The sequence below is a fragment of the Ruegeria sp. genome (assembly GCF_040830605.1).
Taxonomy (GTDB): Bacteria; Pseudomonadota; Alphaproteobacteria; order Rhodobacterales; family Rhodobacteraceae; genus Ruegeria.
Window position 1 is genome coordinate 18,019 of sequence record NZ_JBFOMD010000018.1, and the last position, 22,308, is coordinate 40,326.

A 22,308-nucleotide genomic window follows, 5' to 3' on the forward strand; every position below is an offset into this window, starting at 1 on the left:
ACGGGAGGACCTGTTGAACGCCCTCCAGATATATCTCTACAACCTGCAACGCCGGTGCGGCCCGCGCGAGCACCTGTGCTACAGCCCCTCGACCAGCCTGTTCTTCGGCACCGACGGCAAGGTGACAAGCTGTTGCTACAACCGCGAGACGGTTCTGGGCCGCTACCCCAAAAACACCATCCGCGAGATCTGGCAGGGGCGGCCCCGCCAGGCCCTGTGCCAGAGCATCGCGGCAAATGATCTTTCCGGCGGCTGTGTCGGCTGCGGCTCTCAGATCGAGGTCGGCAACTACGGCGCGGTGGTGGCGCAGCATTCCGACCGCTGGTCGGTCGATCCGGACCATCCGACCTCGTTTTCCTTTGAGCTGCACAACACCTGCAACCTCGAATGCATCATGTGCAACGGTGATCTGTCCTCGCGCATCCGCCGTTACCGCGACCGGCTGCCCGCCAAGCGCAACGTCTACGACGCCGCCTTTGTCGAACAGCTTGAAGACTTCCTTCCTCATCTCGAAGGCACCACATTCTATGGCGGAGAGCCCTTCCTGATGCGGCTCTATTACCGGATCTGGGATCGCCTGATCGTGCTGAACCCCGAGTGCGAGATCACGGTGCAGACCAACGCCTCGATCCTCTCCGACCGCGTCCACGATTTTCTGAAGCGGGGGAACTTCCATCTGGGCGTGTCGCTCGACAGCGTGCACCCCGCCACCTACGCCTCGATCCGGCGCAACGCGGATTATGACGCGGTGATCGCCAATACTCGCTGGATGGCGGATTACTCCCGCCACCACGGCCGGTCGTTCGGCATCTCCGCCTGCATGATGACCACCAACTGGCAGGAACTGCCCGAACTGCTCGATTTCGCCGATGAGCTGGACGCGGTCCTGTACTTCAACACCGTATGGGAACCGCGGCACCTGTCGCTCGCCTACAGCCAGCCAGCCCTGATCCAACAGGTCGCCGAGCGCTACGGCGTGCTGGCGCTGCACCGGGGCCTTTCCGCCGCCACGCACGGGCGGGCGCAAGCGGCGAGCACGGCCAATCTGGCGGGCTTCATCGCTTTGCTGGGCACCTGGCATCAGGCGGCGCTTCGCCGCGAACAGGACGCTGCCGTAGCGATTTCCTGAGCTTTGATATACCATTGGCCGGTATTGCGGTTTAGCCATTCATCGGGGGGCACCCATGGCCCGGACACCACGAAAGCAGCCCAAAAAGACGACCACCACCCGCGCCAAACGCCCGGCGGCCAAGGCGCGCAAAACAGCCGCACCCACGCCACCGCCGACCGAAGCGCCCGCGGCGCCGGAAATGCCCCCGCACACACCGCCGCCGAAACCCGACCTCAACGCCGCGATGGAGGAGAGCTATCGCCAGCTCCAGAGCATCTACGACGCCTTCACCCGGCATTACACCGACGCGGGAGCGCAGTATCAGCGGCTGTCGGAACAGGGCTATCGCCCCGAACTGGCGGATCTCTATCGTGAGTTCACCGAAACCCGTGGCGCGGAAATCGCGCAGGAGGGGCTGCAACTCGCCATCCGCTACGCCGCCTCGGCGCAGGCGCTGTCCAAGCGCTACACCGATGAGCTGTTCTTTTTCCTGCAACACAAGGGGTTGAAGGACCCCACGGTCGAGGAACCGCAGCAGAGCAATGGCCTGATCCTGCGGGGCGAGGCCGGATCGACGCTCGCCACCAGTTTCGATGTGGAAAACAGCCTGGCGACCAGCGTCAGCCCCCGGGTGTCACCGACGCCCATACTGGATGCCGACGGGAACAGCCTGGATGGCGCCATGGTCGACATCATCCCCGACCTGCTGAACCTCGCGCCCGGTCAGAAACAGACCGTCACCGTGCATGTCCCGCTCGATGCCGAGCTCTATGAGGCTGGCAACACCTATTCCAGCGCGCTGGTGATCGTGGGGCTGGGCAATGGGCGCGACCAGCTGATCTCGATGCAGATCGAGGTCACGTGACCGTCAGCGTCAGGATGCGATAGGTCCACTCGCCGGATTTCATCGACTCGTAGACCGCCGATCCCGGGGCGGCCAGAAAATTGCTCCACCCTGCCTGATCCCCCTCGAACGCCCCAAGCCGCGAAGCCGCGATTTCATCGCAGGACAGAAGAACGTTCGGCGTAATGTCCCGGTCCTGATGCAGCTCGAACCCCAGCTCGCGCAAAAGCTCCATGCATTGGTGCATTTTTCCGACCGGCATGAGATCGGTGTAAAGGAAGTGCCCGCCCGGTTTCAGCACCCGTTTCACCGAGGCATAAAACCGCTGGATCGCGGGGTAGGTGTGCGAGGATTCGATATTGGTCACCGCATCGAAACTGGCGTCCTCAAAAGGCAGATCCTCGGCATCGCCCTGCACGAAACGCAGCCGCGCATCGGTATGGGTCTTGCGGCAGAACTCGATGGCCACGCCCGACAGATCCAGCCCGGTAACCGCCGCCGGATCAAAGAACTCGACCAGCGTTCGCGCCGTCCCGCCGCGACCGCAGCCGACATCCAGCAGGGTTTTGCCCGCGACCGGATAGGCCCCGATCACCTCCAGCGCCAGCTTGACCGAGTTGCGGTTCAGCATCTTGTCGTCGAGCCGCACCGACGACGCCTCCGGCGCGCCATTGGGCACATATCCGTAGTTCAGGAAATGCGCAAACGCGCCAAAGGCCGAGCCGTCCAACTGCCGGGTGACCCCGTCATACATGTCCTGAAAGCTCTGCTTGGTGCCGTCCAGATCAAGCTCGGGTTCGGGTTCCTCCGGCGCGGGCGCGGCGGGTTGCTCCTTGGGCGCCGGTCCGCTCTGCACCTCGGCCTCGATCAGCGGCGCCAGACCCGCAATCGTCGGCGTGTCGAAGATCTGCCCGACCTCCATCGCATGCCCCAACTGTTCCTCGATCTTCATCGTCATCTCGATGGCCAGCAGCGAGTGCCCGCCCAGCTCAAAGAACTTGTCGTGGATGCCGACGGGGCTGAGGCCCAGCAGATCCTCCCAGATCTCCGCCAGGATCTTCTCCATATCGCTCTTGGGCGCCTCGAACGGGTTCGACAGGTTCGGGCGGCTGTGGCCTGCGGCTTTCTCCGTCGCCTCGGGTGTCACCGTGAAATCCACCCATTCCGCCAGCCGCTTTCTCAGCGGCGTGGTCGAGATCACCACCTGATCGACCCCAAGACACATCAGCCGCTCCAAGGCCTCGGCCCCATGCGCCGGGGAGATCGCGTTCTCACCGTGCTGCTGCCCGGCAAAGGCCCATTGATCCCAGTTGACCGTCATCCAGCGTGTCTTTGACTTTGGACGTTGCGGCGCTGCGAAACTGTCGAGGAACTGGTTCGCCGCCGCATAATACCCAAGGTTCAGGCCCCCCAGCATCGCCGACAGCGACGAGCCCAGCATCACGAAATCCGGCTCCTTCCCCGCAAGCGCGTCGGCCAATGCCTGCACGCCGCCGATCTTGGGTCGGAACTGCTGGTGCAACTCCGCCTCGGTCAGGTTTTTCAGCGGGCCAAACCCCTCGGACACGTTTCCGGCCAGATGGAAGACACCGTTTATGGGCGCGAATTTCTCCTCAGCCCGCCCCAGTGCCACGCGCAGAGCCTCCGCATCGGCCACATCCGCCGCAACGGTCATGACCTGCCCTGCCTTGTTGATCTCCAGCAACCGCCGCGCCAGTTTCGCGGTGGCGTCGAACTCGTCCTTGCTCGCCGCAAGATCCGGCCATTCCTCCTTGGGCGCGAACCCTGAACGCCCCACAAGCGCAAGCCGCGCCCGGTAGCGGCTGGCCAGCATCTCGGCCACCGCCAGCCCGATATTGCCCAGCCCGCCGGTGATCACATAGACCCCCTGATCGCGCAAAAGGGGGCAGGTCTCGACCGGATCGAGGCCGGCAGGTTCGAACCCCAGCACATGCCGTTTGCCACCGATATAGGCGACCGAGGCTGCAAAACCCGGCGCGCGCAACTCGTTGCGCAAGATCCCCGCACATCGCGCTGCCTTGGCCTTGGTCAGATCGGACGCTGCCATATCGAGGCAGGTGCCGCGCAGGTTCGAAAACTCCTGATTGATCACTTTCATCAGCGCGAGGGCAGGAGAGGCCTCGGGCCTCTTCGTGCCATCCGCCCGCCCCGGCTGGCTCTGACGCGTGACGCAGAGTATCCGCACCTTGGTCAAACCGTTGGCTTTGGACAGCGCCAAAGCAAGCTGCTGCATCATCAGTGCGGCATCTTCGGGGTCGCGCGCGGCAAGCGGCCAAAGGCAGACCACATGCGTCAAGGGCTGTTCGGACTCAGCGACAGCCTCGAACAGCCGGGCGATATGTTTGGGATCGCTTGGGTTCAGGGTCAAACCCCGGTCACTGCGCGCAGCAAACCGTTTCCCGGTGCGCACCATGACCGTCTGCACCCCATCCTCGCGCAAACCGGCCTCCAGCGCGGCGGCAGCCGGACCGTTGTCGGTCAGGATCAGTACCCGCGCGCCCTTGGGCAGGGCGGGCAGGTCGTCCGGCAGATCGGCGGCTTTCCACTTCGGCAGATAGGCCCAGTGCGCCATCGCCTGACGGGCCGCGGCGGCGGGAATGCTGGGGTCCTCGGCGCCGTCCACCCAATAGCTGTCGCGCTCGAACGGGTATCCCGGCAGGCTGACCCGGCGCCGGCCCTCACCGGAATGGAACCTGTCCCAGTCGATCCGCGCGCCATGGGCCCAGAGCTGGCCCAGACACTCCGTCAGCAGATCGCCCTCATCCACCGCGCCGGACCTGCTGTCCATCGAGGCCAGCACCGCGTTCTCCCCCGCCGATCCCACTTGCAGCCCGGCCAGATTGCACAGGCTGCGCCCCGGCCCGACCTCCAGCAGCACCGCCTCGGGCGCCTTCAGGCAGGTCCGCACGCAATCGGCAAAGCGCACCGCGCTGCGCAGATGCAGCGCCCAATAGGCCGGGTCGGTGGCGGCCTCGGCGGTCAGAACCTCTCCGGTCAGGTTCGAGATCACGTCGATGGTAGGCGCATTCAGCGTGATCCCCTCGAAGGCGTCGATGAACGGGTCGAGGATCGGGTCCATCATCGCCGAGTGAAACGCGTGCGAGGTCCTGAGCCGCGTCGGCACGATGCGCTGCTTTTCCAGCCGCTCCGCCAGCCGCTCGACCGCAGGCGTCGGCCCCGCAACCACCGTCATGCCCGACGCGTTCACGGCGGCCACGGCGATGTCGGGCGGCAGCAACGGGCGCACATCCGCCTCACGTTTAGGGATGGCCAGCATCGTGCCGCGCGGGCAGGACGCCATCAGCGCCCCGCGCCGCGCCACCAGCCTGGCCGCATCCGGCAGAGACATCACCTCGGCCAGCGTGGCGGCCACGTATTCGCCGATGCTGTGCCCGATCATCGCCTGCGGCGTCACCCCCCACGACATCCAAAGCTGGGCCAGCGCATACTCGACCGAGAACAGCGCGGGCTGAGTGATCTCGGTCTGCCTCAGTTTCTCCGCCACCTTTTTGGCCCTGCTCTTGGCGGGAAACACGATCGGTTTCAGGTCCACACCGGTTTCATAGCGGAATGCTTTGCGGCAGGTGTCGAAAGCGTCGCGGAACACCGACTCCTGCGCATAAAGATCACGCCCCATGCCCGGATACTGCGCGCCCTGGCCCGAGAACATGAAGACCACAGGACGGTCGTCGCCCGCCGACTGAAACGTGCGCAGCCGGTCGGGGTTTCGCGACAGCAAAGCCAGCGCCGTGCCCGCCGGATTGTCGCTGTCCCCCACGACGAACCGCCGATGCGCAAAACGTGCACGCCCGATCCGGGCGGTATAGGCGATATCGGCAAACTCAGTGCCCGTCGCCCCCAACATCCGGCGCGCATAGGCCTGCGACAGTCGCTCGAGCGCCGCCTCGCTGCGGGCCGACATCACCAGCAGTTGTCGCCTGCGTCCGGAGCCGCTGCCTGCCTGCCGTGGCGGTTGCTCCAGAATGACATGGGCATTGGTGCCTCCCACCCCGAACGAACTGACACCCGCCCGGCGCGGCCCGCCATTGCTGTCCCACAAGGCCAAATCGCGGTTCACGTAAAAGGGCCCCGAGGCGAAATCGATCCCCGGCGCGGGCACGTTGAAATGCGCGTTTGGCGGGATCTCTCCCCGCTCGACCACCAGCGCGGCCTTGATCAACCCGGCGGCCCCGGCGGCGCAGCTCAGATGGCCCACATTGCCCTTGATCGAACCCAAGGCACAGAACTGACGGTCCGGCGTCTGCTTGCGAAACACCCGTGTCAGCGCCGACACCTCGATGGGATCGCCCAGCATGGTGGCGGTGCCGTGCGCCTCGATATAGCCAACGCTGCGGGGTTCGACCCCGGCCATCTCATAAGCGGTTTCGATGGCGCGGGCCTGCCCCTCGGTGCTGGGCGCGGCATAGCTGACCTTGTTCGCACCGTCGTTGTTGTGCCCGAAGCCACGGATCACCGCCCTGATCCGGTCCCCGTCGCGCAGCGCCGCGTTCAACCGTTTCAGCACCACCAAGCCCACGCCGCTGCCGACGATGGTGCCTTGCGCGGCCGCATCGAACGGGCGGCAACGGCCGTCGGGGGACAGAATTCCCCCGGGCGTGAACAGATACCCCCGCCGTTGCGGCACCTTGACCGTGACCCCCCCGGCCAGCGCGATGTCGCAACTGCCCTCGATCAGGCTCTGACAGGCCAGACAGATCGCCACCAGCGAGGTCGAACATGAGGTCTGCACCGTGATCGCAGGCCCGGTCAGGTTCAGCTTGTAGGCGACCTGCGTGGCCATGTAATCCTTGTCGTTGGTGATCATCAGCTGCATCCCGTCAAGGAATCCCAGCCGGTCCAGATTGCGGTTGATCAGATACAGATACCCGCTCAGCTCGCAGCCGCCGAACACGCCGATATCGCCCTCGTAAGTGCCGGGGACATAGCCCGCATCCTCAAGACTGTGCCACGCGCATTCCAGAAACAGCCGGTGCTGCGGGTCGGTCAGCTCGGCGTCGCGGGGGCTGAAGCCAAAGAACTCGGCATCGAACTTGTCCACATCGTCGAGGATCGTGGCCGCCTTCACGTAGTTGGGCAGCGAATAGACGTCTTTGGGAACGCCCGCGCCCTGCATCTGTTCTTCGGTCAGGGTGCTGACCGCCTCGACACCGCTTTTCAGATTGGTCCACAGGGTCTCGACATCGGCCGCCCCCGGAAACCGCCCCTGCATGCCGATAATGGCAATCGCGCCGTCATCCGGCCTGTTCGAAATACGTGCCTTGTTCATTCAGCGCCCCGTCGATGTAGTCGAACAATGCGTCCGCAAAGCCCGGGTTGGTGAAAGGAAAGAAGTGGTCACCGGCAAAGATACGGCAATCGAATGACGCGCCGGTCCGGTGGCGCCATTCGATGATCTCGCGGAACGACACCTGCGGGTCGCGATCCGACCCCAGCGCCAGTATCGGGCAGGCCAGCGGGTCATGCGCCGCCGCCGCGCCCGCGTCATAGCACTCAAGCAGAGCAAAATCGGCGCGGATCGCGGGCAACAGTCGATCCGTCAGAGCGCGGTTCGCCAGCACCTCGTCCGGCGTGCCGTTCATCGCCGCCAGTTCGGCCAGAAACGCCTCATCCGGCAGGTCTGAGATCCCCGGTCCCGACGTTGTGCATTGCGGCGCCCGTCCGGCCATCGCCAAAATCGCTGGCGGCTGCCCCAGCCGCTGCATCGCGCGCGCCGCCTCATAGGCCAGAAGCGCGCCAAAGCTGTGGCCAAACAGGGCATAGGGCCTGTCCGCCAGCGGCAAAATCCGCTCGGCAACTGTCTGTGCCAACCCGTCCCATGCGGTGATCGGCGGATGCCCGGTCAGACCGCCCCGGCCCGGCAAAGTGACCGCACGCAGCTCGATATGCGGCGAAAACTCGCCGACCCACTTCTGGAACTTGTCGGCGCTGCCGCCCGCATGTGGAAAACAGATCAGGCGGGGGGCGTCATCGACCAGGCCCGCATCCGGGGCGCTGATGGAAATCTCGAATGACCTGTCCACGCCAAAGAACCCTTCACCGTCAATGAATTAGCCTCTCCAGACCGCTGATCCGCAGGAGAGCCGCAAGAATAATGCCGAGTGCCCCTCTGCCTGTATTTTAACACGCTTTCAGAAATTCCACCCGGAACCGCGACTGACTGCGACACGCCTCCAATTCGCCCGATCCCCGTCCGGCCGGGGCCGTAAACCCGATAGGTGATGAAGATTCAGGCCGTTTCTGCTATGATTTCGCCATTGTCCTGACGCGCCGCGACACGCGCGGCAACCGGTGTGCCCCTAGGTATTGTTCCTGATTTTCCGGGGTCCGCACCGCCAGCCAAGGGGAGGTCAGCCATGCCCGGAGGGGGAGGCAAAGGTGGCAGCAGCCGCAGCACGGTGAACGTGAACAACGGCCCGATCACCATCGACTCGGATACGGATGCGGATGTCACCATCAACGGTCTCGACGATATCGGCGTCACGCTCGAAGGCGGTGACCCGATCAAGACCGAAACCAAGCTGGAAGGCGGCGATCCGATCAAGACGGAGAGCCTGCAGGACTTCAAGATTTCCGAACCCATCGTGACCGACAACAAAAGCGCGCTGACGGTCGAGATCAAGCCGCTGTCGGTGGATATCAAGCCAGTGGCGCTGGATTTGTGCACCACGGTCAATCTGGGCAAGCTGCCTACCGGCATCATCCGCCAGCCGTATCACCACCATATCGGTGTGACCTATTTTGGCGTCGAGTATTACGGCATCACCTATAGCGGCGAGGCCAAGCAGGTGTTCGAGGAACTGCCGTTCCGGCCCTCGGTCCAGTTGCCGCCACAGAGCCAGGCAAAACCGCAGTCCACCAAACCGCAGCCCAAAGGTTCGGGCGGGGTGAAGATCCGCATCAAGTAACCTGACAACACTCTCGGCGCACCAGCGGGAAAGGCAGGCGTCATGGCACCAGCAAGGAAAGAGGCAGCCACCGGGCTCGAAGTCGCGGCACCTCTGGTTCTGGTGGGTGAGCCGGGGTTCGTGCAGGGCAGGCTGTGCCTGCGCAATCCGGGCGCCGACAAGAAGACCCTGCGCGACCTGCGGCTGACCGAGCGCCGCGCCAAGCCCAAGAAAGGCCAACCCGCCGACCCCGAACCGGCGCTGGCCATCGACCTGCCCCGCGTGACCGTGCGCCCGAATGCGTCCAAAGAGGTCGCCTTGAACCTCGCGCTGAACCGCAACGCCGCACCGGGCACCTATGCGCTGGATCTGGCGCTTGAGGGCAAAACGCACGCGGTCGAACTGGTGGTGACCGAGGTTGTGGATCTGGAAATCCAGCCCTCCGAGATCTTCCTCGAAGGCAAGCCGGGCGCGAAATTCGAAAAGCTCCTGTTCTTCCAGAACCATGGCAATGTGCCCGTCAACGTTCCGGCCATCGGCGCCGTGCAGCTCGATATCGACATGCTGCATTGCCGGGCGCCACGGGCGGCGCTGAAGGCGCTGGGAGAGGCCGATTGCACGCTGGATAAGATCGCGGCGGCCTTCGCAAAAAGCTACAGGGCCGAACTGGCCAGCTTTGCGCCCCTTCGGGTCACCAACGATCCGCTGACCGTAGACCCCGGCGCTTCGGTCAGCGCGAAGTTCACCTTTCAGATACCCAGCAAGACACCCAAACGGGTGCCCGCGACCGCAAGCATTCAGATAGTGTCCGAGACAGTGACAGTACGTGTCCTCGCGGTCTGACGCGTGGGGCAAAAGGACGAAGGATTGGGAGAGAGCATTATGCATGGCGTGAAGACAAGACACCCCCGGCAGTCCGCTGCGCCAGAGGTCTTTTACGGCTACAGCTACCAGACCGGCGGCATGCGGATGATGAATATCGACGACTACCTGTGCAACATCCGCGAGGGCTATGCACAGATACAGGACTACACCGACCGCCTCTATGGCGTGCCGCACCGCAAGCCGCATGCGCGGGGCCGCTACCATCCGCATGACTGCGGGTGCGACTATGACTGCGACTGCCATCACGACCATTGCTGCGGCTACGACAGCTGCTGCGATTGCTGCATCTGCGACGCCGATGTGGTGATCGAGGCACGCTGCCTCGAACGCCGCCTGATCTCGCTGACCTTCTGCAACGACACCCGCCGCGACCGCGAGGTGACGCTGTCGCTCAGCGGCTTCACCACCGCCAGCGGGCGTGATCTGGACTGGACCGCATCCCTGTCCGAGACCAAGTTCAAGCTCGGGCCCTGCGGCGAGAAGACCGTGCAACTGGCGGTTCAGGTCGACTGCGCGGCCTTCTGCGGCGGCAAGCCCGACAGCCCCGATGACACCGGGCAGAACCAGGACCGCGCCACCGGTGTCGATCACTGCGAGGTCGCCTATGCCCGCGTCAGCGCCGACGGATGCATCTCGCGCCCGGTCCTGGTCGCCGTCGCCGTCCTGCCCAATCACTGCGACAGCTACGTGTCGGGCTGCAAATGCGGCTGCTGCTAGGCTGGCGCATTCCGGCAAACAGGGCCCAGAGGCGCAGATCTCCGCTCAGCGGGCGGCAGTCGTTTGCGCTGAAACGCCCGCTTCCGGGGCAAAAAAACGGACAGCGCCCAATAAGCGCGCCTTCATAATCCGATCCTATCGCAGCCATTAGAAAACAAAACTTATACTAATGGCGCGCATTCGTTACCTTTGCATCAGCGAAGATGAGGACCGGCCGATGCCACGACCCATAGGGGTTGCACAGCACGTGCACAGAACGGGCGCAGAACCGCCCAGCCCGGGTCGCCGGATCGATCACGATCCGGTCTGACGTCTTTTCAGAACTCAACCCATTCAGCCAACACAGCCATGATCGGAGAGCACTATGGACGGAAATGATATCGACAAATCAGGCGGTTGCCCGGTGATGCACGGAACCGCGCGGAACACGGTCTCGGGTGTCCGGTCGAACCGCGACTGGTGGCCGAACCAGCTGAACCTCCGGATTCTGCACCAGAACTCGAACCTGTCCGACCCGATGGGCGAGGGGTTCAACTACGCCGAAGAGTTCAAGAAACTCGACCTGAAGGCGCTGAAAGAGGACCTCTACGCACTGATGACCGATTCGCAGGACTGGTGGCCGGCGGATTACGGACATTACGGCGGTCTCTTCATCCGCATGGCATGGCATAGCGCGGGCACCTACCGCACCGGCGACGGGCGTGGCGGCGGCTCGACCGGAACGCAGCGCTTTGCGCCGCTGAACTCATGGCCCGATAACGGCAACCTCGACAAGGCGCGCCGCCTGCTGTGGCCGATCAAGCAGAAATACGGCAATCAGATCTCGTGGGCCGACCTGATGATCCTGGCCGGCAACTGCGCCATTGAATCGATGGGCGGCAAGACCGCTGGCTTTTCCGGCGGCCGCGCCGATGTGTGGGAGCCCGAGGAAGACATCTATTGGGGCGCCGAGGATACCTGGCTGGGTGACGCCCGCTACAGCGGTGAGCGCGATCTGGAAAACCCGCTGGCCGCCGTGCAGATGGGCCTGATCTACGTGAACCCCGAAGGTCCCAATGGCGAGCCGGACATCCTGGCCTCGGGCCGCGACATCCGCGACACTTTTGGCCGCATGGGCATGAACGACGAGGACACCGTGGCGCTGGTGGCCGGTGGACACACCTTCGGCAAGGCGCATGGCGCGGGCAATCCCGAACTGGTGGGCCCCGAACCCGAAGGCGCCCCGATCGAGGCCATGGGCCTGGGCTGGATCAACGCCCATGGCAGCGGCAAGGGCGACGACACCACGACCAGCGGCATCGAAGGCGCCTGGACCGCCAACCCGACCCAATGGGACAACGGCTATTTCGACCTTCTGTTCGGCTATGACTGGAACGTGACCAAAAGCCCGGCAGGCGCCTGGATCTGGGAGCCGGTGGACGTCAAGGAAGAGGACATGGCCCCGGCGGCGCACGATCCGTCGAAAAAGGTCAAGACGATGATGACCACCGCCGACATGGCGATGCGCATGGACCCGATCTATGGCCCGATCTCCAAGCGCTATCACGAGAACCCCGACGAGTTCGCCGATGCCTTCGCCCGCGCCTGGTTCAAGCTGACCCACCGCGACATGGGGCCGAAATCCCGCTATGTCGGGTCCGAGGTTCCCGCCGAAGACCTGATCTGGCAGGACCCGCTGCCGCCGGTGGATCACGAGCTGATCGACGCGGGCGATATCGCCGATCTCAAGGCCAAGGTACTGGCCTCGGGGCTGTCGGTCTCGGAACTGGTCTCGACCGCCTGGGCCTCGGCCTCGACCTTCCGCGGTTCGGACAATCGCGGCGGCGCCAATGGCGCGCGCATCCGTCTGGCCCCGCAAAAGGAATGGGCCGTGAACCAGCCCGATCAGCTGGCCAGGGTTCTGGGCGTGCTCGAAGGCATTCAGGCCGAGTTCAACGACGCGCAATCCGGCAAGAAGGTCTCGCTGGCCGACCTGATCGTGCTGGCGGGCTCGGCGGCGGTCGAGCAGGCCGCCAAGAACGCGGGTCACGCGGCCGAAGTGCCGTTTGCCCCGGGCCGCACGGATGCGTCGCAGGATCAGACCGATATCGAGAACTTCGACGTGATGGAGCCCGCAGCGGACGGGTTCCGCAACTACCAGCGCGCCCAGTTCGCCGTCTCGGCTGAGGAGTTGCTGGTCGACCGCGCGCAGCTGCTGACCCTGACCGCGCCCGAGATGACGGTGCTGATCGGCGGTCTGCGGATGCTGGGCGCCAACCATGACGGGTCTGCGCATGGTGTTCTCACCAAGCAGTCCGACACGCTCAGCACCGACTTCTTCGTCAACCTGCTGGACATGGGCACCGAGTGGAAACCGACCTCGGACGACGCCGATGTGTTCGAAGGCCGCGACCGCGCCACCGGCGAGGTCAAGTGGACCGCGACCCGTGTTGATCTGGTGTTCGGCTCGAACTCGCAGCTTCGGGCGCTGTCCGAGGTCTACGCCCAGGACGACTCGAAAGAGGCGTTCGTGCGGGACTTCGTGGCCGCCTGGACCAAGGTCATGAACGCGGATCGCTTCGATCTGGCTTGATCTTTTTGAAGCAATGACCAAGGCGCGGCCCGACGGGGCCGCGCTTTTTTTGTTCGGAACACGGTGCGCGCGCGCCCTCACGTCAGGATCGCGCAGCCCGTTTTCATATCTGACCCCATGGCCCGGAACAAAGGCACGCAGTGCCGCCGGGCCGCGCCCTCCCTCCCCGCCGCACCGAAGGTGCGCCACTTTATGTTTGGCACGCCTCCGGCGTGACGGAGGGCGCCTTGGCGATGCTGCGCGCCGCCCATCCGTCGTCCGGAACTTTTGAGATAAACCGCTGACCACATGCCGACCATGCGCCCACCCGAGGGAGGGCGCGGCCCTCTGCTGAGCGCTTGACGGCACAGAAAAGCGATCGGTCCGAAACCAGCGGGACTCACGGTAAGGTTGTGCATTTCTGCCACAGGCCACACGCGCGCGTCTCATCCCGAAACTTCCGCATTGCCCCGCCAAACCAGTCTGTTATCAGCGTTCCCATATCAGTACCGTTACCGAGAAGCCGGGTTCGCATGTATAGCTCTCCATCCCCGTTGGGATTGCACTTAATAGCTGAATTATTCGATGCCAGCGCCCTTTTTGACCCACTCCCCGCACAAGACGCCCTGACCCGTGCCGCCAATGCCGCTGGCGCCACCCTGCTTGAGGTCAACACCCACGATTTCGGCGACCGCGCGGGCTTTACCGGCGTTGCCCTGCTGGCCGAGTCCCATATCTCGGTACACACCTGGCCGGAACACGACTATGCCGCCATCGACATCTTCATGTGCGGCGATGCCAACCCGCAGGCCAGCCTTAAGGTGCTGGAATCCTACTTCGCGCCCGCCCGCACGGACGTGCAGGTGATCTCGCGCGGCCTGCTCGGCCAGCCCGAGCGTCGGCTCGCCGCGGGTTTCTGAACGGGGAATGAGAGAGCTATCGAGATGTCCGGTCACGGTATCACTCATCCTCCTCGGGATCGCGGTCTATGCGGTCTGGGGACCTGCGCGGGGCGCGGGCAGCGTCCTGTCCCTGACCGATCATCTGATCGGGGTTTTTCGGCACGGCAATGCCGGGCATCTGGCGCTCAACTGCGTACTGATCGGCATCGGCGGCGCGCTGACCGAACCGCGCCTCGGACCGGCCGGAACCGCGCTGCTGGCCGCGCTCTGCGCGATCTTGGGCACGGTGGCGGAACTCACGCTTGCAGGTCCGGGCTTCGTCGGCCTTTCCGCCATCGCCTACGGGCTGGCGGCCTATGGCATCCTCGCTTCGACCCCGCCCGACCGGCGCGGCTACACGGTCGTCCTGATCGCGCTGGCGCTGACCGCCGAGGTCTTCTTTCTGCGGCCCCAGATCGCCGTCTTCACCCACATCACAGCAGCTGCCATCGGAGGAGGGTTTGCCATGTTCGGCTCACTGTTCGGCACTAAGGGCCCGTCGCTGAAACCCATGGAATGGCGCCATACCACCCGCGTCATCGAGATCATCGCGCAGACCGATGAGGACGACGCCATCGAGGCCGAAAGCACCTTTCTGGACGACGGCATGGACAACATGTTCGTCCTGCAGGACCGGGGCGAAGTGCTGGGCGTGATCGGCTTCGGCCTCGACGAGCAGGTGCCGGATCTCGCCTGGCTGTCCTGGACCTATCTGGACAAGGCGCAGACCGGCAAGGGGCTGGGCGGGCAGATGCTCAACGACCTGCTGGGCAAGCTGGCAAAGAAGGGCATCCGCAAGATCTTTATCGAGACCAGCGACTACGAGGAATTCGGCAAGAAGATCTACGCCAATGCCCACAAGCTCTACGAAGAATTCGGCGCCAGCGTCGAACTGACCGTGCCCGCCTATCACGGCCCCCGCGAGGCCAAGATCATCTACGGGCTCGACAACCCCGAAGCTCCCGCCACCCCCGCACCGGAACCGGGCCAATCCACCGGGCTGGCCATCACCGAACTGCACAAGGCCGCCGAGACCGAGGACGTGGCCGGGCTGCACTGGACCGAAACCCCCGGCGGCCTGACCGGTATGGAGCAGCAACTGACACAGGCGCGGACACAGAAATTCCGCATGGCGGTTCTGGCCATCCCGTCGGACCTGTCGGCGGCCAACAGCGCCGCGCTGGAAACGCAGGGCTTTCGCCGCTGCGGCCACCTCAAGGACTATTACGGAACCGGGCTGCACCAGGACTGGTGGACCTGCGACCTGATCCAAAAATGAAAACGGACCTGAATTAGTAGGAGTATTACATGTTCGGAAAACTCAAAGGGATCGTCATCCTCGGCGTTCTTGGATATTTTGCCTATTCGATCTTTCTGGCGCCCCAGTCCGAGCAGACCGCCGATCTGGGACAGGTTCTGGACCGGACCGAGTTCGCCATCGTCAAGTATCAGGAATATCTCGACCAGAACGGCATCGCCGAAGCCACCAACAATGAGGTGGACGAGTTCGCCGGTTTTCTGACCCAGATCCTGAACTCGGATCCGCGCTTTTACGACAAGCAACTGGGGCTTGAGATCCAGAACGACGCCAAGTTCCTGGGCTTTGCCGATGCCAACACGAACGGCATCAAGGACAGCGACGAGGGTGATGTCTTTACCATCGAGATCGACGAGGCCAATAACCGCCTGATCGCCACCGACACCGCCGGGTCCTCGGCGGGTCTGCGATTCTCGGGCGCGGGCTTTCTGGCCGGGGCGCTGCTGGGCAACCTGATCGGCCGCCAGCGCTCGGCCGGGGTTTCGGCCGCCAGCTTCAACAACCGCTCCGTCACGCCGCGCAGCAGCTACACCGCACCGCGCAGCGCACGTTCGGGCGGTCTGCGCGCGGGCAAGTGATCCGACGGACGTGACGGCAGCAATGCCAGCGGGGGTGCATCGGGTCTGGCGCACCCCCGCATAAGATGAAAAAGGGCAGGGAGCACTGACCAAAAGGGGTTTTCGCATGTTGCGCGTAATAGCGACGATAATCGTTGTTCTGGTCCTGGGATGGGTCTTGCTGCCCGGCCCGGACGCTCCGGCAGGAGAGCAGAGGGTAGATCTGGGTCAGGTTCTGGACCGGACCGAGTTTGCCATCGTCAAGTACCAGCAGAAACTGTCCAAAGCGAAGATCAGAGAAGCCTCGGACGCGCAGCTCGACGAGTTTGCCGTCTTTCTGACCGAGGTTCTGAACAATGAGCCTCGGTTCTACGACAAGCAGCTGGGGATCGAGATCGGGACTGACGCCAAGTTCACCGGCTACGCCGACGGCAACGCCAACGGAAACCGCGACACCGGCGAGCGCGACGTCTTTACCGTCGAGATCGACGAGGCCGACAACCGGCTGATCGCCACCGACGTCACCGGCTGGGCCGCGGACAAACGCTTTGCCGGCTCCGGATTTATCGCAGGCGCCTTGCTGGGCCACCTGATCGGCCGGCAACGGGCAGCCGGGATCGCGGCCTCCAGCTTTCAGGAACGCTCGACCACACCCCGAAGCAGCTATGTCGCCCCCAAGGCGACCGGTTCGCAAGGCAGCCGCACAGGCATCTGGGCCCGGCTGCGGTCGGGGGGATTGCGGGCGGGCAAGTAACCTGTCACGACGCAGCTTCCAAACCCGGGCCGAATTGCAGACACCGCAAGGCCCGAAGCACTCAGAGACACCAAGATGACCGAAACCCAAACGCTCCGCTACGCCGATCTGCCGCAGAAACAGGCGGCGGTTCTCTTGGGCGCCATCCTGGTCGTGGCCCTGTGCGGGATCGTGTACGAGCTGATCATCGGCACCGTATCCAGCTACCTGCTGGGCAACTCGGTCTATCAGTTCTCGCTGACCATCGGCTTTTTCATGTTCGCCATGGGGGTGGGCTCCTATGTCTCGCGCTTTATCTTCGGCAATCTGATTCAGGCCTTCATCTGGGTCGAGCTGGTGCTGGCGCTGATCGGCGGGCTGTGCAGCATCTCGCTGTTCCTGCTGTTTCCCTTCGCGCCCTGGTTCTACACGGTGGGCATGTTCACCTTCATCTCGGCCATCGGGTTTCTGGTGGGGCTGGAGATTCCGCTGCTCACCCGGGTTCTGTCCGAGCGCACGACGACGCGCGAATCCATCTCGGATGTGTTGTCGCTCGACTATATCGGCGCGCTGGGCGGCTCGGTCCTGTTCCCGATCCTGCTGCTGCCGTCGCTGGGGCTGATCTCGTCCTCATTTGCCATCGGGCTGACCAATGCCATGGTGGGGCTGCTCAGCGTGCTCTGGCTGTGGGATCGGCTGGATGCACCCAAGCGCATGCTGGCCTGCGCGGTGGGCACCATCGTCCTGCTGTTCGTGCTGACCCTGCTGGCGGGCCGCATCACAGCCTTTGCGCAGGATCACCTCTATTTCGATCGCATCGTGTGGCGCAAGCAGTCGCAATACCAGTCGCTGGTCGTCACCAACACCTGGCAGAAAAACGATGTGCGCCTGTTCATCGATGGCCATCTGCAATTCGCCGAAGTGGACGAATACCGCTATCACGAGGCGCTGGTGCATCCCGTCCTGTCTTGGGGTGAGGACGCGCCGGAGACGGTGCTGGTGCTGGGCGGCGGCGACGGTCTGGCCGTGCGCGAGGTTCTCAAACACCCCAGTGTCACGCGCATCGATCTGGTCGATCTCGACCCGGCGATGACCGATCTGGGCCGAGACTTCGCCCCGCTCGTGCAGCTCAACGGCAACTCCATGGCCTCGCCAGCGCTGACCGTGCACAACACCGACGCCTTCAACTTCGTCAAATCCACCGACCGGACCTATGACCGGATCATCATCGACTTTCCCGACCCGCATAACGAGGCGCTGTCCAAGCTCTATGCCATCGAGTTCTACGCCATGGTCCAAGGCATTCTGGCCGAGGACGGCGTGCTGGTGACCCAAAGCAGCTCGCCGTTTTTCTCGCCCCACACCTACTGGACCGTGTCCGAAACCCTGTCCGAGATTTTCCCGCAGGTGGTGAATTATCAGATGCCGATCCCCTCCTTCGGGGTCTGGGGCTTCAACCTGGCCAGCAACCGCGCCGGCACCGAACTGGGCGACCTGCCCGAGGGGCTGCGGTTCCTCACCACGCAGGTCTTTGCCTCGGCCCGGGTGTTCCCCGACGACCTGCTGCCGCGGCGCGAACTGGCGGTGAACTCGATCTTCAACCCCGGCATCTACCAGGAATACGCCCGCGACGTGTCCGGCTACTGAAGCCCGGCGCACTCAGCCCGCGTGCTGATCCAGCAGCGTTTCCAGAAACAGTTTCGTGGTCCGCGTTGGCACCGGGCGCTTGCGGGTAATGGCCGCGAACCGCGTGCGATAGTGGATGTGATCGGGCAGCACCGCCTGCATCAGCTCCCTCCGAACGAACTCCTTGGCCAGATGATCCGGCAGGAATCCCAGATACCGGCCCGACATGATGAGGATCGCCAGCGCCTGCTCGCTCTGCACCTTGGCCGCCCGGCGCAGGCCCAGTTTCTGACCGATATAGAGGTTGGGCGAATTTACGCTGATGCCCGCATAGTTCGCGGCCCGCACATCCTGCATCCCCAGCTCTGTCTGATGGTCGCCAAAGAACCGGTGCCCCTTGCCGCAATAGAGGTACATGTTCTCCCCATAAAGCGGCGCGTAATCCAGGCTCGACGAGGGCCGGTGCAGCGCCACGATCCCAAGGTCGAGCTGTCCGCCGATCACCATGGTTTCGATGATATTGGGCGGCTCCAGCGACAGCTCGATCTCGACCCCGGGGGCCGCTCTGTTGAAGCGGTGGATCGCCTGCGCCAGGTGGGATTCCGGGTTCGACGCGCATTGGTCGAACAAGGCAACGCGGATGGTGCCGACTAGTTTCTGCTTGATATCATTCACTTCGGTCCGGAAATGCGACACCGAGGCCAGCAGGTTCTCCGCCGCCCGCAGCACCTTGTCGCCATCCTCGGTCAGTGAAAACCCCGCCGGTCCCCGGTTGCACAGTTTCAGGTCCAGCCGATGCTCCAGATCGGCGATATGTTTCGAGATGGTGGACTTGCCGATGTTCAGGTCCACCTCGGCCGCCGACAGCCCGCCGCTTTCGACCACCGATTTGAAGATCCGCAACAGCTTGATATCGGCGTCGCCAATGCGCGCGACCAGGGCTCTCTGATTCATTCCAAGGTTCGCTATTTGTGAAACCTAACGCGCACAAGATTACATTCTTGAAACATTATCCGCAATGTAGGTTTGCGCCGCCGAGGTAGAATCGGATTGCCCCACCTCTCCCCAGGGCAGCGCGCACCTCGAAAAACCGACAAATGGGAGGACATCCATGTCATTCATCAAAAAGCTCGGCACCTTCACCGCCGCCGTTTCCGTGGCGGCGCTGATGGGTGCGGGCGCAGCAGACGCAAAGAACTTCAAGATCGCCGTAGGCGACAGCGCGGGCAGCGCACAGGAAGCTCTTGGTCTGGCCTTCGTCAAGGCACTGGAGGAGAAGTCGGGCGGCGAACACACCGCAACCCTGTTTCTGAACGGTCAGTTGGGCTCAGAGCAGGACACCGTCAACGAGGCCGCAATCGGTACGCTGGACATGTCGCTGCTGGCGATCAACAACATCACGCCGTTTTCGCCCAGCGTTGGCGTGTTCACCCTGCCTTACGTGATCCTCAGCCTGGAAGACGCCGAAACCCTGACCCAAGGCCCCATCGGCCAGGAACTGGTTGAAAACACCATCCGTGACGCCGGCGTGCGCATCATCGGCTGGACCTATACCGGCTTCCGCCGCCTGACCAACTCGAAAAAGTCGGTCACAACGGTCGCCGACCTGCAGGACCTGATCATCCGCGTTCCCAAGAACGAGATCATGATCGAAACCTACAAGGCCTGGGGCATCAACCCGACGCCGATGGCCTGGTCGGAAACCTTCACCGGCCTGCAGACCAAGGTGGTCGACGGTCAGGACAACCCGTACCTGACCATCAACGCGATGAAGTTCTACGAGGTCCAGAACCACGTGACCAACCTGCGTTACATCTTCTCCATCGAGCCGCTGATCGTCTCCGAGGCGGTCTTCCAGGATCTCTCGGAAGACGAGCAGAAGATGTTCCTCGACGCCGGTCAGGAAGCGACCCTCGCCTCGGCCCAGTTCCTGCGCGACAGTGAGGCCGCGATCAAGGAAGAGCTGACCTCCAAGGGCATGGAAATCGTCGATCCTGAAAACGACGAGGCCGAGTTCATCCAGCTCGCCACCGATGCCGTCTGGCCGCAGTTCTACGAGTCCATCGGCGGTGTTGAAAAGCTGAATGCGGTTCTGGCCGCCATCGGCCGCGACCCGGTCCAGTAACTTCCGGAACACAAAAAGATTGGAAAGAGCGCTCCGGCGCTCTTTCCCCCCTAGGGAGGAGGAAAATCATCATGTTCTGGAAATTCCTGGACAATATAGAAAGTATCATCTGCCGGATTTTGCTGTCCGGCTTTGTCATCCTGCTGTTCGTGCAGATCATCGCGCGCGAGGTGTTTGGCTTTTCGATCAGCTGGATCGAGGAACTGTCGGTCTACATGTTCGTCTGGTTCGTCTATTTCGGTGCCAGCTACGCAGCGCTCAAAGGCGCGCATAACCGGGTGACCTTCCAGTTCAAGTTCCTGCCGGACGGCGCGATCAAATACATCGAAGCCTTCGCCGATCTCTTCTGGCTCTTCTTCAACGTCTACTTCCTCTACCTGGCCACCGATTTCGTCTTCAACAAGATGAACAAGTTCTGGAAATCCCAGACCTTGGGCATCGAGATGAAATACATCTACATGGTGCTCCCCATCGCCTTTGCGCTGATGACCATCCGCATCATTCAGGTGAACTACCTCAAGCTCGTCAAGGGCGAGGACATCCATGATCCCGACCAGATCGACCTGGACGAGATCAAAGCCGCCACCGAAGCGGCAAAGCACAACTGAGGTAGGGAGTAGAAATCATGGAAACGGAAATCGTAGGCATCCTGTTCGGATCCTTTCTGTTCTTGCTGTTCATCGGCGCACCGATCACCGTGGCGCTGGGTGTGGCATCGCTGGTCTCGTTCCTCTATCTGGACGAGAACCCCATCAAATTCGTGCAGATCGCCTTTACCTCGGTGGGGGCCTTCCCGCTGATGGCGCTTCCTGCCTTCATTCTGGCCGGCGCGCTGATGGAGGCCGCCGGCATCTCGAAACGGCTGATCAACGTGGCCGAAAGTCTGGCCGGGCCGTTCACCGGCGGTATCTCGGCGGCCACGGTCATGGCCTGCCTGTTCTTCGGCGCCATCTCGGGCTCGGGCCCGGCAACAACCGCGGCTGTGGGGATGCTGATGATCCCCGCGATGATCGACCGCGGCTATGAGCGCGGCTATGCCTCTGCGATCACGGCCTCCTCGGGCGGCCTCGGGATCATCATTCCTCCCTCGATCCCGATGGTGATCTTCGGCATCGCCGCGCTCGGCATGGCGCCGCCGCCGGAAGCGGTCGAGAAATTCGGCACCTTCCAGTCGGTCTCGATCTCGAAACTGTTCATCGCAGGTTTCGTCCCGGCCTTCCTGATCGCCACCAGCCTGCTGATCCTGAACTTCATCATGTCGAAAAAGCGCGGCTACAAGGGCGTTGCCGATGGCTGGTCCTTCCGCCATGTGATGTGCGAGATGTATCGCGGCTTCTGGTCGCTGATGGCGCCGCTGGTGATCCTGGGCGGTATCTATACCGGCTTCTTCACTCCGACCGAGGCCGCCATCGTGGCGATCTTCTACACGCTGGTCGTGGGCGTCGTCATCTACCGCGAACTGACTTGGAACTCGCTGTTCCAGGCCCTTGAAGCGACCACATGGCTGACCGGACGCGTGCTGCTGATCCTGTTCACCGCAACCGTGTTCGGGCGTCTGCTGGTTGAAAACCAGATCCCGGCGATCATCGCGGAAAGCATGCTCAGCTTCACCTCGAACCTCTACGTGATCTGGGCGCTGATCATTTTCTTCCTGCTGTTTGTCGGTATGTTCATGGAGACGCTGGCCACCATCCTGATCCTGGTACCGGTGATGCTGCCGGTGGCCTATTCGGTGGGCATCGACCCGATCCACTTCGGCGTGGTGATGGTCTGTACCCTCGGCATCGGCTTCCAGACGCCGCCGCTGGGTGAGAACCTGTTCATCGCCTCGGGGATATCGAACATCTCGATCGAGCAAATCTCGCTGCGCGCCCTGCCGTTTGCCGCGGCCAACACGATCGCGATCTTCATCATCGCCTTCTTCCCTGAACTGTCGCTGTGGCTGCCACGCGTCTTTGGCTACTGACCCGGAAA

At 63.3% G+C, this 22,308-nt stretch carries 17 protein-coding genes; 14 read left to right on the forward strand and 3 right to left on the reverse strand.

Features of this window, described 5'->3' with window-relative positions; genetic code table 11:
- The first annotated feature begins 13 nt into the window (after positions 1-13).
- The gene (locus AB3N21_RS21145) at positions 14-1,129 is read left to right on the forward strand and encodes a radical SAM protein (RefSeq protein WP_367937062.1); all 1,116 of its coding nucleotides are present in this window, start codon (positions 14-16) and stop codon (positions 1,127-1,129) included.
- A gap of 55 nt (positions 1,130-1,184) precedes the next feature.
- Positions 1,185-1,976: a hypothetical protein gene (locus tag AB3N21_RS21150; RefSeq protein ID WP_367937063.1), complete on the forward strand. Its 792-nt coding sequence runs from the start codon at positions 1,185-1,187 to the stop codon at positions 1,974-1,976.
- Here the strand turns inward: AB3N21_RS21150 and AB3N21_RS21155 are convergent.
- Both AB3N21_RS21155 and AB3N21_RS21160 read right to left on the reverse strand, forming a co-directional pair.
- Positions 1,969-7,263, reverse strand: coding sequence for a beta-ketoacyl synthase N-terminal-like domain-containing protein (locus AB3N21_RS21155; RefSeq protein ID WP_367937064.1), 5,295 nt, complete (start codon positions 7,261-7,263; stop codon positions 1,969-1,971). The genes AB3N21_RS21150 and AB3N21_RS21155 overlap by 8 nt on opposite strands.
- Complete coding sequence (locus tag AB3N21_RS21160) at positions 7,229-8,017, reverse strand: thioesterase II family protein (protein ID WP_367937065.1); 789 nt, start codon at positions 8,015-8,017, stop codon at positions 7,229-7,231. The genes AB3N21_RS21155 and AB3N21_RS21160 overlap by 35 nt, the downstream gene beginning before the upstream one ends.
- A gap of 333 nt (positions 8,018-8,350) precedes the next feature.
- On the opposite strand from AB3N21_RS21160, the gene AB3N21_RS21165 reads away from it, so the two are divergent.
- From AB3N21_RS21165 to AB3N21_RS21205, 9 genes are all read left to right on the forward strand, one after another.
- Positions 8,351-8,902, forward strand: coding sequence for a hypothetical protein (locus AB3N21_RS21165; protein ID WP_367937066.1), 552 nt, complete (start codon positions 8,351-8,353; stop codon positions 8,900-8,902).
- A 42-nt stretch (positions 8,903-8,944) separates the two neighbouring features.
- On the forward strand, positions 8,945-9,724 hold the full coding sequence (locus AB3N21_RS21170; RefSeq protein WP_367937067.1) for a hypothetical protein: 780 nt from the start codon (positions 8,945-8,947) through the stop codon (positions 9,722-9,724).
- Between the two features lie 39 nt (positions 9,725-9,763).
- Positions 9,764-10,483, forward strand: coding sequence for a hypothetical protein (locus tag AB3N21_RS21175; protein ID WP_367937068.1), 720 nt, complete (start codon positions 9,764-9,766; stop codon positions 10,481-10,483).
- 364 nt (positions 10,484-10,847) lie between these two features.
- Complete coding sequence (gene katG, locus AB3N21_RS21180; RefSeq protein ID WP_367937069.1) at positions 10,848-13,055, forward strand: catalase/peroxidase HPI; 2,208 nt, start codon at positions 10,848-10,850, stop codon at positions 13,053-13,055.
- Between the two features lie 512 nt (positions 13,056-13,567).
- Positions 13,568-13,954: an adenosylmethionine decarboxylase gene (gene speD, locus AB3N21_RS21185; RefSeq protein WP_367937070.1), complete on the forward strand. Its 387-nt coding sequence runs from the start codon at positions 13,568-13,570 to the stop codon at positions 13,952-13,954.
- Positions 13,955-13,961: 7 nt separating this feature from the next.
- Positions 13,962-15,254 (forward strand): GNAT family N-acetyltransferase, encoded by a 1,293-nt coding sequence (locus AB3N21_RS21190; RefSeq protein ID WP_367937071.1) that lies wholly within the window; start codon positions 13,962-13,964, stop codon positions 15,252-15,254.
- A 29-nt stretch (positions 15,255-15,283) separates the two neighbouring features.
- Positions 15,284-15,871 (forward strand): hypothetical protein, encoded by a 588-nt coding sequence (locus tag AB3N21_RS21195; RefSeq protein WP_367937072.1) that lies wholly within the window; start codon positions 15,284-15,286, stop codon positions 15,869-15,871.
- A gap of 106 nt (positions 15,872-15,977) precedes the next feature.
- A complete protein-coding gene (locus AB3N21_RS21200; RefSeq protein WP_367937073.1) occupies positions 15,978-16,604 on the forward strand; it encodes a hypothetical protein in 627 nt (208 codons plus the stop codon).
- Positions 16,605-16,679: 75 nt separating this feature from the next.
- On the forward strand, positions 16,680-18,230 hold the full coding sequence (locus tag AB3N21_RS21205) for a polyamine aminopropyltransferase (protein ID WP_367937074.1): 1,551 nt from the start codon (positions 16,680-16,682) through the stop codon (positions 18,228-18,230).
- A gap of 12 nt (positions 18,231-18,242) precedes the next feature.
- On the opposite strand, the gene AB3N21_RS21210 is transcribed toward AB3N21_RS21205, so the two are convergent.
- A complete protein-coding gene (locus AB3N21_RS21210) occupies positions 18,243-19,163 on the reverse strand; it encodes a LysR family transcriptional regulator (RefSeq protein WP_367937075.1) in 921 nt (306 codons plus the stop codon).
- Positions 19,164-19,320: 157 nt separating this feature from the next.
- Here AB3N21_RS21210 and AB3N21_RS21215 point away from each other — a divergent pair, with 157 nt between their 5' ends.
- From AB3N21_RS21215 to AB3N21_RS21225, 3 genes are all read left to right on the forward strand, one after another.
- On the forward strand, positions 19,321-20,334 hold the full coding sequence (locus AB3N21_RS21215; RefSeq protein WP_367937076.1) for a TRAP transporter substrate-binding protein: 1,014 nt from the start codon (positions 19,321-19,323) through the stop codon (positions 20,332-20,334).
- Positions 20,335-20,405: 71 nt separating this feature from the next.
- Positions 20,406-20,942, forward strand: a complete 537-nt coding sequence (locus tag AB3N21_RS21220; RefSeq protein WP_171180578.1) for a TRAP transporter small permease — start codon at positions 20,406-20,408, stop codon at positions 20,940-20,942.
- Between the two features lie 17 nt (positions 20,943-20,959).
- Positions 20,960-22,300: a TRAP transporter large permease gene (locus AB3N21_RS21225; RefSeq protein ID WP_171180577.1), complete on the forward strand. Its 1,341-nt coding sequence runs from the start codon at positions 20,960-20,962 to the stop codon at positions 22,298-22,300.
- Positions 22,301-22,308: the final 8 nt, after the last annotated feature.

Coding starts and splice junctions, on each gene's coding strand:
- AB3N21_RS21205 (WP_367937074.1), top strand. CDS start 16,680: ATGACCGAAACCCAAACGCTCCGCTACGCCGATCTGCCGCAGAAACAG.
- AB3N21_RS21220 (WP_171180578.1), top strand. CDS start 20,406: ATGTTCTGGAAATTCCTGGACAATATAGAAAGTATCATCTGCCGGATT.
- AB3N21_RS21165 (WP_367937066.1), top strand. CDS start 8,351: ATGCCCGGAGGGGGAGGCAAAGGTGGCAGCAGCCGCAGCACGGTGAAC.
- katG (WP_367937069.1), top strand. CDS start 10,848: ATGGACGGAAATGATATCGACAAATCAGGCGGTTGCCCGGTGATGCAC.
- AB3N21_RS21150 (WP_367937063.1), top strand. CDS start 1,185: ATGGCCCGGACACCACGAAAGCAGCCCAAAAAGACGACCACCACCCGC.
- AB3N21_RS21225 (WP_171180577.1), top strand. CDS start 20,960: ATGGAAACGGAAATCGTAGGCATCCTGTTCGGATCCTTTCTGTTCTTG.
- AB3N21_RS21210 (WP_367937075.1), bottom strand. CDS start 19,163: ATGAATCAGAGAGCCCTGGTCGCGCGCATTGGCGACGCCGATATCAAG.
- AB3N21_RS21175 (WP_367937068.1), top strand. CDS start 9,764: ATGCATGGCGTGAAGACAAGACACCCCCGGCAGTCCGCTGCGCCAGAG.
- AB3N21_RS21190 (WP_367937071.1), top strand. CDS start 13,962: ATGAGAGAGCTATCGAGATGTCCGGTCACGGTATCACTCATCCTCCTC.
- AB3N21_RS21200 (WP_367937073.1), top strand. CDS start 15,978: ATGTTGCGCGTAATAGCGACGATAATCGTTGTTCTGGTCCTGGGATGG.
- AB3N21_RS21155 (WP_367937064.1), bottom strand. CDS start 7,263: ATGAACAAGGCACGTATTTCGAACAGGCCGGATGACGGCGCGATTGCC.
- speD (WP_367937070.1), top strand. CDS start 13,568: ATGTATAGCTCTCCATCCCCGTTGGGATTGCACTTAATAGCTGAATTA.
- AB3N21_RS21195 (WP_367937072.1), top strand. CDS start 15,284: ATGTTCGGAAAACTCAAAGGGATCGTCATCCTCGGCGTTCTTGGATAT.
- AB3N21_RS21170 (WP_367937067.1), top strand. CDS start 8,945: ATGGCACCAGCAAGGAAAGAGGCAGCCACCGGGCTCGAAGTCGCGGCA.
- AB3N21_RS21215 (WP_367937076.1), top strand. CDS start 19,321: ATGTCATTCATCAAAAAGCTCGGCACCTTCACCGCCGCCGTTTCCGTG.